Raw genomic sequence first — 13828 nt, forward strand, 5'->3', positions numbered from 1 at the left:
GGCGGTATTGTGAAATTCCAATGTCAATCTGTCTAATGCATTTATTACAAAATATCAATGCACTGGATGCATAATTGATGCACACTCGCTCCGAATCGAAATGGACCTCAAACGCCTCAATCACCTGGTAGCCCTTGCAGACACGCGCAATTTCGGTCGCGCCGCCGTGCAGTGCCATCTGACCCAATCGGCCTTTAGCCGCAGTATTCAAGCCGCCGAGGAAGAAATGGGTTTGCAACTGTTTGACCGGGGAACGGTCGAGGCAAGGTGCACCGACGCAGGGGAATTCGTGGTCGAGCGCGCACGCAAACTGCTGTTTGAGAGCCGCTGCCTGCAGCGTGATGTGAGCCTGTACCGCGAGCGCCTGATTGGCGACCTGGCATTTGGGGTTGGTCCCTATCCGGCCGCCACCATGGTGCCACCGTTGTTGACCGAAATTCGCTCGCAGCATCCCGGGGTGAATGTGCGGGTGGAAGTCAACAATGCCGACTACCTGGCGGCGCACTTGCGTGCCGAGGAATTGGATTTCTACATGGCAGACTTGCGCAACGTCGTAGCGGCCGCAGACCTCGACGTCGCACGGATTGCCCGTCTACCCGCAGGGTTCTACGTTCGCTCTGGGCACCCGCTGCGGGAGAACCCAAACATTACTGCAGCCATGCTGCTGCCCTTCGGAATTGCCAGCGTTCGGGTTCCCGAGTCAGTGCTACTGGGCTTGGGCGCACGCATGGGCCTGGGAGAGGGCAAGCGCTTGCCCTTGGTCGTGGAGTGCGACGATCTGAGCTTATTGAAGTCTCTGGCCATCAGCACCGACACCGTCATCGGCTGCGTTGATGCTGGCACCGCCTTGGATGTTGCACAGGGTCAACTGGTTCGTCTTGCGGTGGTTGACGTTCCCACGCAGTTTGCCGATATTGCCATCGTGTCACTCAAAGGCCGAAGCTACTCCCTCATGGCGCAATTCGCGGTGGACTCTATGCGCCGCCAGGCACAAGAATTGATCCAGCCGGTGACGTGATGGCGCGGACCAAAGCCGGGGCCGACTTTCTTTTTGCTGTGCTCGCCCTTGCACAGTTCGCACGCGTCCGCTGGCGTAATGTGTGCGTAGCATGGGCGTTGGACAACTAGGCCACCCGGTTGCGCCCCAGTTGCTTGGCTTTGTACAGGGCTTTGTCGGCCAGGGAGTAGAGACTGTCGAAGTCGCGCTTTTCCTGCGCCGTGGTGGCACCCACACCGATGCTGGCGGTAATGGTGATCGTTGTGACGTCTTGCCAGGGCAATGGGGCGTCAGCGATGCGTTGACGCAACTTCTCGGCCAAGTCGCGCGCGGCCTGTACCGATGTGTTGGGAAGCAGGACGGTGAATTCCTCGCCGCCCAAGCGCCCCACCAGGTCAGAGCTGCGCACCGCCGTACTGATCACTGTGGCGATGTGGCGCAGCACGGCGTCGCCCGCAGGGTGACCCCAGGTGTCGTTGATGCGTTTGAAGTGGTCCAGGTCCAGCAGCAAGATGGACGTTGCGCTTCCTTGGCGCTGCCCCCTGTCGAGTTCGCGGCGGGACAGGTCAGCAAATGTAGTGCGATTGAACAGACCGGTGAGTCCGTCTTGGCGGGTCAGCTGTTCCAGTTCACGGTGGCGGGCATACAACTCGGCATTAACCTTCTCCAGCTCGGACTGTTGCAGCGTGATAGTGGTGAACTTGCGCCACAGCAGTACCGAAAGCAATAAGCCCAGCAGGCAGGCCGTTACGCCGTTGAGCCGGTTCGACAGCAGTTGCTCGGGGTCGTGTTGGGTGATCCCCATGGCGACATAGAAAAGCATGTAAGCCGCCAGATACATGCCGGCGGCCACCCTGGGGGCCAGATACAAGATCACCCCGCCCGCCATGCAGGTGATCAAAAAGGGTGTGATGGCGGGCGTGACCCACTGGTCTATGCTGGCCACGGCGACGGAAAAAACCAAGGTGGTCAACGCGACGCCAATGGTCAGTGCCTGGGACCAGCGGGTCTGGTGTGTTCGTTGCAGATGACGCACCAGACCCGCGACCGCCAGCATGGTCAGGCCCATGGTCAGGTGTGTGATCAACAGGCCCACGGCCCAGCGGTAGCGGTTGCTGTCAACTGGCGCACGCACCAGTTGCAGAGCAAAAATCAGCACATGCACCGCGTTGAGCGCGGCCACCAGGGGCGCGACGACACGTAAGCGGCTCAGGTTCGCGCTGGCGGCTTGATCCTGCACGCGCGCGTGTTCGCCACGCCAGCGTGCCAACAGGTTCAAAAAATCGTGGATCCGGATTTTCATGGGCGAGCAGAACAGTCATAGGCAAAGTTCTGCCCGGAGCATACAGTGAATGCCGGTTCAATGCCCTTTCACTCTGGGCGACAAGTGCCTTGTTACCCCAGAGGCCCTAAAGCAGAGCATTCAACACTTTGCAGCCGAATGCGGTACGTCAACCCACGCCTTCATGTTGCAAACATTGGAGAGTGAGGTCAAACGGCGCAAGCCGCAGCAGACGACATTGATGGGGGCGGACCGGTTTACGATTTGGCTGACGTGCACCAGTGGCTCAAGGCACGCATTGCGGCACGGAGTACCGGCGCAAAAGTCAAAGACCCTCAACCGTTAAAAGACCGCCCTACCGTTGCAGGCAAACGTCGCAAAACCACATGACGCGCGTTCTCGTTGGCGAGAGGGCGCGGCTCGATTTGAAGCTATTGGTTGATTTTCTCGCGGAGCAGGACCCTGCTGCGGCTTTAGCGACCACGGATCTGATTGTCGGGGCGCTGGGACTGTTGCCGCACCACCCTCGAATAGGTAGGCGGGTAGAGGATAGCGGTGTCGCGAGTAGCGAAGCCAATATGCGCGAGCTGGTGATTCAGCGCGGCAGAAGCGGTTACTTGGCCTTGTACCGGGTGGATGCACAGGACCAGATTGTCGAAGTTTTGGCCATTCGACATCAACGCGAATCGGGATACCATCCTGTGGACCTGTGAGGTTTACCGCATTCCCGATGGCATGGAACCGTTATAGGAATTCTGGAACCAAACCGGCTTTTGCCGGTGCTGCAGATCCGCAGAGGTAAAAATCGGTCTCGTTCGAGTCAAATTCGAGACGCGCCAATGCGTCGGTCACACGGCCGTCCACGCCGGCAATGGAGTAGTCACGCCATTCCCCGTCACCCACACGCAAGCGGGCGAACTGGCCGGGTGCGTAGTCGTCTACTGGCTGATCCAGTTCAAAATCGAGTCGCCAGACAGTCTCGGTGAGCTGCTCTTTGTAACGCCGCACCGACGCCACCCATCATGGGCATGGGCATGGGCCCGGGCACTGCGCTGGTGCTTGAGCGAATCTAGTCACCCATTGCGCGTGGGCCGCTGTAAACTTTGCAACCACCATGACGCCCACCGAGTTTGCATCCTTCAAGTACCAGCACACGGACCCGGCCAGCCTGAGCCCCAAGCGGCGCTGGTTCATTGGCATCAGCCTGGCGCTGGCGCTGCTGGTCATCTTGACAGGCTGGGTGGCATTCCCTGGCAGCCTGGCACTGTTGCTGTTTCCCGTGGTGGCCCTTGCAGCGCGCAGTCGGCAACTGCAACTGGGGCCGCGCTACCTGCTGTGCGGCAACAGCATCGTCTACTACGCCAACGTCAATCGCCTGACACTCTCTGGCGCCAACGGCACGCTGCGCCTACAGTCCCAAAACGGCAAGAGCTTTGTGCTGGAGCGCGACAAGTTTCCCACCGGTGCACGCAAGGCCGACAAAATCAAGAAGAACAAGGCCGCCAAGTTTGACAAGGTATCCAGCAAGATCATCGAAAAGGTGAAAAAGGCCGCCCCGAGAGTGGACATGATTGGCACCTGAATGGACCGCGCCATTCACCTGCTGTACGTACCCACGCTGTGCTGCAACCTGAGCTGTAGCTATTGCTACCTGGGCAAGCAGACCACCGAAGCCGCCCTGAAAAAAGACGCCCAGCGCGCCGTGCAAACACTGCGCCACACACTGGACGCACTCAAGGCAGCAGGCGTACTGGCCTTCAATGTGTCACTGCACGGCGGCGAGGTCACCACCCTGCCTGCCCCAGTGCTGAACGAACTGTTTGGGATGATCCGCGCGCACTACCTGGAACACTTTGACGCGCTCAATGCCTTGGGGCACAAGAAGTCAGCACCACACATCAAGACCAACCTGTTCAAGTTCGCACCGTTTTACGACTTGTTCGACCGGCACAAAGTCTCCATCAGCGCCAGCATCGACCTGCCGCTGGCCCTGCACGCGCGACACCGCACCACACGCGGCGGCACCGACTGGTTGCCCCGCACGCTGGACAACATCCGCCTGCTGGCGCGCTACCCGCATGCCAAGAAGATTTCGGCCACGTTAAGCGCGGAACACCTGGCGGACATTCCGGCGCTGGTGCACGACATCTGGTTCATCCACCGTGAGCTGGGCTTTGACATGAACCAGTTCAACCTGATGTTTGCCTTTGGCTCCGAGCTCAACCGCGCCGCCAAGGGCGAAGCCGTGCTCACCCCCGCCACGCCGGCCCAGCAACAGGCGCTTTATGCGGCGCTCAAGGCCGAGTTCACCGGCACCGAACTGGAAGAAGGCCTCAAGCGCAACTGGTTTGACGAATTCAAGCCCAGCTACTGCACCAACGCCGCCAACTGCGGCGAACGGTTTTACCTGCTGCAAAGCGACGGTGCTGTGTACTCGTGTGTGCGCGGCCAGGGCATTGAAGCCTTTCGTTACGGCAATGTGTTTGAAGACCCCATTCTGGATATTCTGGACAACGGCGCGCGCAAGATACGCGCGGTCCACCAAGCCCAGGGCTTTGACGCATCCTGCCAAAGCTGCAACCACCTGAGCACCTGCAACACCGGCTGCGCGGTCGTCAAATACCAGAACCAAAGTGGCAAGTCTTACACCTGCAGTCTGCAAAAAACCCTCTACCAGGACAACCCCCTGTCCTACCCCGCAGACGATGCCGACGCGCAGCGCGACTACGCCCGGCACTACCAGCACACCACCCACCCCAGCCTGGCTTTTGCACTGGCGGCACCACGGCCCAAACCCGAAGGCTTGATGTTGCCCAACGACCTGATTGACAGCAAAAACGCATTGAGCGCCCTGATTGCCGCCGACCCGGTGCTACAGGTGCTGTTCAGCGACAAGGCGTTCATTCTGGAACTGGCGGGTGAATCACTGGCGCTGGACTCGCAACTCTTCAAGCAACAACGCACCCAGCACACCCTGGTAGACGGTGACCGCGTGGTGTTGCATTTGCGCCGCGATGTGCTGCAGGCCAACTGCCCCGAGGCCATCCGCAACACCTTGTACCTGCAACTGCTGCGCGACACCCCGGTGGTCTATGGCGATGAGCAACGCACCAAGCAGGAACACATCTTCACCTACCAGCTCTATGCCAACTGTCTGGAGCCCAGCACGCGTTTGGGCGATGATTACCTGCAGTGCGACCTGACCGGCCTGCTGGCCTTGCACCGCGCGCATTTTCAGCGGGGTGTACTCAACAATCTTTTTGTAACGACGCTGTTTCTGCGCGAATACCACTACCAAAAGCAAAAGGCCAACGCCTTCTACCATGTGCAAACGGCCAACCTGCCGTTTCAGAACGTCGAGTTTCACTACCTGCCCTGAGCCTGGAGCCACCTACCATGAAGCCCCAAGACTTGCAACGCACCGCCTACACCGTGGAGTGCTTTTTAAACGCCCTGCGCCTGGAAGATGGCCTGGACCGCACCGAGGTGGAAGAAGCCCTGGTGCACTGGCTGAGCGACGACGCCCGCCAGAAGGACGACCACCTGATCTACCAGGACGGCACCGTGTCTTGCTACAGCCAAAACCGGGTTACCCAAAGCTTTGCCCTGCCGCAGGCCCGCCAGAAACAAACCCTGTGGTGCAACGCGGCCAAGCTCTCGGCCATCGACGGTACGGCCTTTAGTAGCAACGCCAAACTGGTCATGCTGGGCACCGGCGGTTTGCTGCTGGCGATGCCCGGCCTCGTGCCCGCCCAGAACCCCAAAGACCGACAACGCAGCAGCAATAACAACAATAACAACAACAACAATAACAACAACAACAACGGGTAGCGAGGCAGATTCACTATTGTTTTGATAGTGGCATACGTATATTTTACGAGGGCTACCAGCGGAAAACCCTTAGTGAAGCCTGCAAAATTCAATTGTCAAAAAGCATCCTCAGTCATTTGCCCTGCCCTGGCTGGCTCTAGACTGGCAACAGACCCACTTAAGCCATTACCACCCTGCCCAAGCTCTACCGCGAATTCACCACCCAGGCGCAGATCGACGCGCAGTACAACCCCTCGCTAGCACTAGCCGACGCCTCCGCACCCGGCAAGCACTTTGTGGCCGCCGCGCAGAAGGCGCGCAGCAGCCTCAAGGCGCACCTGCCCCACACCCACCTGGGTCACCTGGGGCGGTGCCGAGACCACCGAGTTTGCCCGCCAAGCGGCCAGCTACCACGCCGCAGCCACAGCACTGGGCAACCCGGTGGAACTGCGCGCCGTGCCGGGGGCCGACCATTTCAGCGTGATCCACGGCCTGGAAGTCAGCGCCACCCCCATGAGCCAGTGGCTGGCTGAAAAGTTGAAGGCGAATTGAGCGCTTGTCTGCAGCCGCGTTATGGCTGGTGGCATTAACGCAGTGGGGAAACGCTGCAGCGTTTCCGTTGATTACTATTGAATTAATAGTGGCATACGCTTATTTCACGAGGGCTAGAGGCCGATTTTGCTGAGAGATTATTCTCCGACTGCATCAAGCCCGCCAGGTGCTTGCGCCCCATCAGCGTCACCTATGGGGTGTGATGCAGACGAGTTTCGAGGGTGAATGTGGGGGAATGATTTGGTGGGTGGCGAAATGTGGGAGTCATTGTGGCGCCGCGTTGGTATACGCTTTCGACCCATAGTGGCCTCCTAGCATCGGAGAAAGCGGCAGTTGGACGAGGACCGCATAGATTGCTAATGTCGGAAATTCGAGTTGGCTTGAACTCCAACGGCACGTCCGTTGCGCAAGACTTGAACCACAAGAGACATTTTTTACGGCCTAGACGAACTTTTCAAAGCGCATTCGCCGCGTCATATGCGGTTTTGGTTGCGTGTGAAATATCGGCCACGTTGCGGCAGTCGCCGACCATGACGACCTCGATGCCTCGGTTAATCAGCCCCTCACTCTCGAATGCGACTGGTCGGGCGCCGCTGGCGATTACGACGTTGTCGCAGGGTATCTTCACAACTCTGCCGTCCTTGTCAGTGCAGATCAAATGGCCCAAAGCAATTTCCAAAACCTTGTGTCCGGTGTATTGTTCTACTCCAAATTTCCTGTAGTTCTCGAGCATTGTGGGTAAGACGGTGGAGCTTAGGCCGCTTGCAATCTTTCCCTGCATTTCCACTATCGATACCTTGTAACCTTGGGCACCAAGGTGTTCCGCAGTCTCGCAACCAACGACACCGCCGCCGATTATTGCCACGCGACCGGATACGTTTTGTACCCCCGCCAGCACCTTCCAAGCATCACGCACGTTTGGCCCGTCGACACCAGGGATCGGCGGCGTAAAGCTTGATGCCCCGACCGCCACGATCACAGCGTCGGGCGCCAAAGCCAGTACGCCTTCAGGGCTGGCTGTTTCGCCCATGCGCAGTTCCACGCCAGCGCAGCGTACCGCGTGAACAAGATCTTCTGTGGCGCGGCTGATTTCTAACTTTCTCGGCGGTACGTCGGCGATGTTCAACTGCCCGCCCAGCCGGGCTTCTTTCTCGAACAGCGTCACGTTGTGGCCTTTTTTTGCCGCGACACGTGCAGCTTGAAGCCCTGCGGGGCCACCGCCAATGACCACCACGTTCTTCGCTACCTTGGCGGGTGTGATGATGCGGGTTGCCTCAAAGCCGTTCTCGGGATTGACGACGCAGGCGATAAATCCTCGGTTCAGAATAGCGTCGACGCAGCCCTCATTGCACGAAATGCACCGAACGATGTCGCTGGCCTTTCCCGCCGCGGCCTTGTTTGTCCAGTCTGGGTCGGCCAACAGCGCACGGCCAATCCCAATCATGTCCGCCTTGCCGGATTGCAGCACCCCCTCTCCCATTTCGGGGTCGATGATGCGCCCCGAGGTGCTAACTGGAATGGACACAGCCTGTTTCACCGTGCTTGTGATATCCGCAAAAAAACAGTAGGGCTGAACGCCCATCGGCGGAATCGTATCTGCCATGTTGCCCGTGTGGTTTGCCTGCCCCACATGCAGCATATCCACGCCTGCGTCCTCAAGCCATTTCGCGAACTGCGGCGCGTCGAGCTCATCAATGCCGCCTTTGCCGCGCTCTGGCGTGACGACGGATAATTTGTAGTCAATGATCATGCTCGGCACGGCACTTTTTAGCGCACGCACCAGCTGCAAGGCAAAACGCGTGCGGTTCTCGAGAGAGCCGCCGTATCTGTCTGTCCGCCGGTTCATCTTCGTGCTGCACAGCGCACCCACCAGCCTGTCGCCATGCACTTGGACCACGTCCACACCCGCTTTCTGCGCGCGCACCGCACAGGCACACATCTTGTCGATGATTTGCATCAGGGTGGCTTCGGTCACGTCATTCACGAAATGCTGCATGTCGTGGTGCAGTTGGGTGCGCACGTTGTCCATTTCGCCGTTATCAAACAGCGCGTTAAGGGCATCAACGTCATATTCGGGGTAAAAAATTTGCACACCGAGCTTTGATCCATACGCATGCACGCTGTCAGCGAGTAAGCGGAAGCTTTCAATTTGGCTATCGTCAAACAGCTTGGGGGTAGGGGCAAAGCTGCGGATCGGTGCGACATCGCCCAAAACGATGTAACCCGTGCCGCCCTTGGCAAGACGCGTGTAAAACGCTCGGCTCTGCGCGCTGATACTGCCGTCCTTGGCTTCGTACCCTGTAGTGAGCGGAGGGAACATGACGCGGTTCTTAAAGGTGACACCGCCGATGCTGATCGATTCCAATAATTTCATTGCGATTTATTAGGTGGTTAGCTTGAAAAGAACAGAACCTAGATTGTGGCGACACTTACTTTCAATTTCTGAAATTTTCGCCCGGGCGAGATCTAATTCAATTTGCAGACAACCTCACCTTAGCAAAGCGAAGGTGAGGTTGTCTGCCGCTCCTGTTCGATGCTCCGCTACAACGTGGCCAGATCCTTTACCACGGACGAGTTGCCCACAACAGCGACTTTCGAGCGAGCACGCTAATGCTAGTTCCTAGCGTGATGTGGGTACTGATCACTTCGGTCCGAGCAGCTGTTTGCTGCCTATCAGGGACGGTCAACTGCGCCAATCGCTACCAAAATGCACGCCGGTTAGCTCTCATTCGCGGGCGTCAGCGACTGGCCCATAACCGTCTCAATGCTCACCCATGCACCTGCCCGGGGAACAGTTGCTAGTACACACCTCAAACCATCGCCCCGATGCGCCGACAATCCCGCCACCGCCAACGTCAGATTCCCCACCGCGCGCGTGGCGTCGCAACAGGCAAACACGTTTGGCACGCTGGTCGCCTTGCCTTCGTCCACATGGCCGCAGTAGACTTGCCGCCTGCCGGATAGGGTTGTGATGTACGACGCGCTATTTCCGCTGATTGCTACTAAATAGATAGTGGCATACGTATATTCCACGAGGGCTAGCGGCCTATTTTTCATATACCAACTGCCCATCCTCCTATGAGCACCACCCCAACCCCCACCCAACCCCACATCGCCCGCCTGTTCATCTACCCGATCAAGTCGTGCGCGGGCATCGAGCTGCCACAGGCCCGCTTGACCGAAACCGGCTTGCTGCACGACCGCTGGTTCATGCTGGTCGATGCGCAGGGGCGCTTTGTGAGCCAGCGCGAGCTGGCCCGCATGGCGCTGATCCGCCCCGAGATCGAGGGCGCGCAACTGCGGGTGCGCGCGCCGGGCATGGCTGATCTGGTGCTGCCCTTTGATGCGCCTGCCGACGAGGCGGCCACCGTGCTGCCCGTGCAACTGTGGGCGCACAACATGCCCGCACTGGATGTGGGTGCACAGGCTGCGGCGTGGTTCAGTCGCTTTTTAGGGCAAGCCGGGCTTCGCCTGGTTCGCTTCGACCCCACGCACCGGCGTGCGTCTGACACCCAATGGACGGGCGACGAGACCGCCTTGAATTTGTTCAGCGATGGATTCCCGCTGCTGGTGCTCAGCCAAGCTGCGTTGGATGGCCTGAACCGCCGCTTGTTGGCCCAGGGTTTGCCAGCGGCGCAGCTACAGCGCTTTCGCCCCAACATCGTCATCGACGGTGTGCCGGAGCATGAAGAAGACCTGGTTGCCGAACTGCTGCTGTTGCCCGACGCGGGTGGCGATGGTGAAACGATCCGCCTGCGCATGGTCAAGCCCTGCCCGCGCTGCCCGATCCCCAACATCGACCCCAGCACCGCGCACAGCACGCCGCACGTGATCGACTGCCTGGGCACTTACCGGCAAGATGCGCGGGTGAATGGCGCCGTGAGCTTCGGCATGAACGCCATCATTTTGGCGGGCCTGGGCACTACGTTGCGCGTAGGCCAGCCGCTGGAACTGGACTACGGGTTTGAGTAGTTTAGAGTTATCTACTATTAAATAGATAGCTGCTTACGTATATTCGACGAGGGCTAGAGGCGCATTTTTCTTACAACTCTGTTCTTAGCGACCATAACTCTGGGAACAGCACCACGTCCAGCATCTTGCGCAGGTAGCTCAACCCCCAAGCGCCTCAGTAGACTTCAACCAGAATGTTCTTTGCACCACGCCGCTCCAGCAGCGCACGGGCGTCGGCGACCATGGCTGCAGATCCGCAAAGGTAAAAATCGGTCTCGTTCGAGTCAAATTCCAGGCGCGCCAATGCGTCGGTCACACGGCCTTGCATGCCACCCCGGGGCGGGTCTTCGCGACTGACACAGGGCGTCACGCGGGCGGGCATGGGTGTGAGTTGGCGGGTGATGTTATCGGCGTTTACGCGGCAGCCGAACAGCAGCTCTGCCTGATCGAGCTTGCCCATCGCTTGGAGTGCCCCGAACATCGGAAGAAAGGGTGCCAGGCCGGTGCCGGTGGCGACGAACACTTTACGGCGTGCGTTGTCCAGCAAGGTGAACTGCCCCAATGGCAGTTCCAACTCGGTGGCTGCGGATACGGTCGCCGTAGCCACAAATTGCGATCCGATGCCGCCGGTGCGTGTGCTGATCAAAAAGCGCACAGAGCGGCCGTCCACGCCGGCAATGGAGTAGTCACGCCATTCCCCGTCGCCCACACGCAGGCGGGCGAACTGGCCGGGTGCGTAGTCGTCTACTGGCTGATTCAACTCGAAATCGAGTCGCCAGATAGTCTCGGTGAGTTGCTCTTTGTAACGCAGCACCGCGCTCTTCTTCTCTGACGGGCGCACCCCGTTTGATGCGGTTTTGACACCGGCTCGCATGGCTGTCTTGATCATCGAAAGCCCGTTCGACCCCAGCACTTGGCACGCCGCACCGACGCCACCCATCATGGCCCCCACAACACCCAGACTGGCCGCGTCGGAGCCCGACAGGTAGAGGCCTTCGATGGGCGTGCGGGTGCCCGGCAGGTTGCTTTTGAAACGTTCGGGCGATGCGGCCAGTCCGTAAAAGTGACCCCCGGGATGGGATGTGTAGTGCTCTATCGTCAGCGGTGTGGACAGTTCGCTGTATTCGACCAAATCCGTGAGACCGGGGATGGCGGTCTCGGCGAGTTTCAGAAGGCCGTCGCCGATGCGTTGCTTCAGTGCAGAATAGTCCGCGCCCCGATTGCCCATAGGTTGATCACGCCATGCGGCAAAGGCGCTTTCATCGGCAAAGCTGATGATCTCGGCCGTATGAAAACGCGTCTCGCCCGATTTCAGGGACGGAAAAGACACATACACCATGCGGGGTTGGCCCTGAAACAGGCGCTGGCTGCCAACGTCCGTCTGGTCGTGGTTGGTACTGGTGAATATCCAGTAGTTTTCGCCCTTCACGCCAATCGATGCGGCCGTGGTTTTGAGGCGCAGGTAGAGGGTGACCGCCGAGGTGCCCGTTCCCAGGCGTTCCATCAGCGCGCGGATCGGTGCGGTTTTGGCTCCGATGGGACCGTTGGTGGGTAGCAGGCGGGTGTAAGTGAGCGGGGCTCCCACGTTCGAAATCACCACGGGTGCGCGGTGGATGACGGTGCGCGGCGTCGGACCGCGATGGTCAATGACCTTCACGCCAACGGCACGGCCGCCTTCCAGCAGGATTTCGGTCACTTCCTGGCCGACCCGGATGGCACCACCGGCGCGTTCAATGCCTTTTTCAAAGGTCCGTGCGATGCGACCGCTGCCGCCTTCAGGGAACCAGGCACCATACAGGTAGTGCGAGACGATCAGCGCGTGCACGGCAAAGGCACTCTCCGCAGGCGGCAGGCCGTAGTCGCCCCACTGGCTGGCCAACAACGCGCGCAATTCGGGTGATCGAAAGTGGCTATCCAGGTAGGCCTTGGTGGTCTGTTTGGCCTTGCGGCCTGTCACGCGCTGCAGGGCGCGCAGCAAGAGGTCAACCACGTTCGGCACCATGCCTCGCGCGGCGCCGCGCACCGTCCATTTCTCGACTTCACGGATGTCCTCGAAGTAGCGGCGGATGGCGGCTTCCTCGTCGGGGTAGCGGTCGATGAGTCGCTGCGCATAGACTTTGGGGTCCGAAGGTACGGCGAAATCGATCCCCGGGTAGACAAAGCGCTCAAAGTCATCGGTGACGCGGTTCCATTTCAATTCCCCGCCGGAGAGGTAATCAAAAAAAGCCCGCGAGCGTGATTTTTCTCCCACGCGACCGATGTAGTGCAAGCCCACGTCCCACGATGCGCCATCGCGACGAAACACATGTGTCTGCCCGCCAGGCTCGGTGTGTTTTTCAAGCACCAGCACTTTTTTGTCGGCCACACCGGCCAGCAGTCCCGCTGCGCTCATGCCGCCGATGCCCGAACCGATCACGATCACGTCATACATGGTGTTCCTTCAATTAGACAGTGTCTAGTCGATGGTAAAGACTCAACCAGACAGTGTCAAGTGCAGCACGCATAATGGCGGCATGAACGCCTGCTTGCCACCACCTCCACCAGCCGAAATCCCCGCTGAGTCAGCGGCCGATGCGCCGCGTGACCTGCGTCAAATCGTGCTTGCGACCGCCCGCGCCCTGCTGGACGAACAGGGAGTGACCGGACTCAGCATGCGCGAAGTGGCGCGTCGCGCCGGGGTTACGCACCAGGCGCCCTACCACCACTTTGGTGATCGGGAATCCATTTTGGCTGCGGTGCTGGTGCAGGGATTTGACGAACTGGCCACACGGATGCAAACCGCCCTGGCGCGTAGCGCGGCGGGTGGAGGGCGCGCCATGATGCTGGCTGCGGCAAATGCCTACGTGGGCTTTGCCCTGGCCAATCCGGGTGTCTTTGGCGTCATGTTTCGCCGTGAGATTTGCAACCCGATTCGCTTTCCCGAGGTGCGACACGCCGGTGCGCGGGCACACCATGAGCTGGAGCGTCTGGTGCACGCAATCCACGGGCCGACGGCCGACGCTGCGCTGACGAGCATCTACTGGGCGCACGCCCACGGTCTGGCCTGTCTGATGATTGACGGGCCGCTTTCATTGCAAATGACAGATGAAGCGCAACGCGACGCACATCTGCAGGCCGTGGGAAACCAGTTCGCGAAAGCCATGCTGTCACTGGTTCAATAACTTCGGTCCCCCGACGCCTGAATTTCAGCCGCTATGACACAAAAGGGCATTTTTCAATGCCCTTTTGTTTTCACT

General features: G+C 59.5%; 12 protein-coding genes. 8 read left to right on the forward strand and 4 right to left on the reverse strand.

The window, feature by feature from the left end; translation table 11 throughout:
- Positions 1-100 precede the first annotated feature (100 nt).
- Positions 101-1018: a LysR family transcriptional regulator gene (locus IPI80_RS16840; protein ID WP_413862164.1), complete on the forward strand. Its 918-nt coding sequence runs from the start codon at positions 101-103 to the stop codon at positions 1016-1018.
- Between the two features lie 106 nt (positions 1019-1124).
- Here IPI80_RS16840 and IPI80_RS16845 read toward each other — a convergent pair whose 3' ends face one another.
- The gene (locus tag IPI80_RS16845; RefSeq protein ID WP_413862166.1) at positions 1125-2300 is read right to left on the reverse strand and encodes a GGDEF domain-containing protein; all 1176 of its coding nucleotides are present in this window, start codon (positions 2298-2300) and stop codon (positions 1125-1127) included.
- 365 nt (positions 2301-2665) lie between these two features.
- On the opposite strand from IPI80_RS16845, the gene IPI80_RS16850 reads away from it, so the two are divergent.
- Complete coding sequence (locus tag IPI80_RS16850) at positions 2666-2992, forward strand: type II toxin-antitoxin system RelE/ParE family toxin (RefSeq protein ID WP_413862168.1); 327 nt, start codon at positions 2666-2668, stop codon at positions 2990-2992.
- A 31-nt stretch (positions 2993-3023) separates the two neighbouring features.
- Here IPI80_RS16850 and IPI80_RS16855 read toward each other — a convergent pair whose 3' ends face one another.
- Positions 3024-3287 (reverse strand): hypothetical protein, encoded by a 264-nt coding sequence (locus IPI80_RS16855; protein ID WP_413862170.1) that lies wholly within the window; start codon positions 3285-3287, stop codon positions 3024-3026.
- 106 nt (positions 3288-3393) lie between these two features.
- On the opposite strand from IPI80_RS16855, the gene IPI80_RS16860 reads away from it, so the two are divergent.
- From IPI80_RS16860 to IPI80_RS16875, 4 genes are all read left to right on the forward strand, one after another.
- Positions 3394-3861, forward strand: a complete 468-nt coding sequence (locus tag IPI80_RS16860) for a hypothetical protein (RefSeq protein WP_413862172.1) — start codon at positions 3394-3396, stop codon at positions 3859-3861.
- Complete coding sequence (locus tag IPI80_RS16865) at positions 3862-5658, forward strand: radical SAM protein (protein WP_413862174.1); 1797 nt, start codon at positions 3862-3864, stop codon at positions 5656-5658.
- A gap of 17 nt (positions 5659-5675) precedes the next feature.
- The gene (locus tag IPI80_RS16870) at positions 5676-6110 is read left to right on the forward strand and encodes a hypothetical protein (RefSeq protein ID WP_413862176.1); all 435 of its coding nucleotides are present in this window, start codon (positions 5676-5678) and stop codon (positions 6108-6110) included.
- Positions 6111-6383: 273 nt separating this feature from the next.
- Positions 6384-6641 carry a hypothetical protein gene (locus IPI80_RS16875; RefSeq protein WP_413862178.1) on the forward strand — a complete coding sequence of 86 codons (258 nt, stop codon included), beginning with the start codon at positions 6384-6386 and terminating at the stop codon, positions 6639-6641.
- A gap of 454 nt (positions 6642-7095) precedes the next feature.
- Here the strand turns inward: IPI80_RS16875 and bilR are convergent, their stop codons facing one another.
- A complete protein-coding gene (bilR, locus tag IPI80_RS16880; protein WP_413862180.1) occupies positions 7096-9015 on the reverse strand; it encodes a bilirubin reductase, long form in 1920 nt (639 codons plus the stop codon).
- Positions 9016-9719: 704 nt separating this feature from the next.
- On the opposite strand from bilR, the gene IPI80_RS16885 reads away from it, so the two are divergent.
- On the forward strand, positions 9720-10613 hold the full coding sequence (locus tag IPI80_RS16885) for an MOSC domain-containing protein (protein ID WP_413862182.1): 894 nt from the start codon (positions 9720-9722) through the stop codon (positions 10611-10613).
- A gap of 154 nt (positions 10614-10767) precedes the next feature.
- On the opposite strand, the gene IPI80_RS16890 is transcribed toward IPI80_RS16885, so the two are convergent.
- The gene (locus IPI80_RS16890; RefSeq protein ID WP_413862184.1) at positions 10768-13023 is read right to left on the reverse strand and encodes an FAD-dependent oxidoreductase; all 2256 of its coding nucleotides are present in this window, start codon (positions 13021-13023) and stop codon (positions 10768-10770) included.
- Positions 13024-13105: 82 nt separating this feature from the next.
- On the opposite strand from IPI80_RS16890, the gene IPI80_RS16895 reads away from it, so the two are divergent.
- A complete protein-coding gene (locus IPI80_RS16895; protein ID WP_413862186.1) occupies positions 13106-13753 on the forward strand; it encodes a TetR/AcrR family transcriptional regulator in 648 nt (215 codons plus the stop codon).
- Positions 13754-13828: the final 75 nt, after the last annotated feature.

This window comes from Candidatus Aalborgicola defluviihabitans (assembly GCF_016705985.1).
Taxonomy (GTDB): domain Bacteria; phylum Pseudomonadota; class Gammaproteobacteria; order Burkholderiales; family Burkholderiaceae_C; genus Allorhodoferax; species Allorhodoferax defluviihabitans.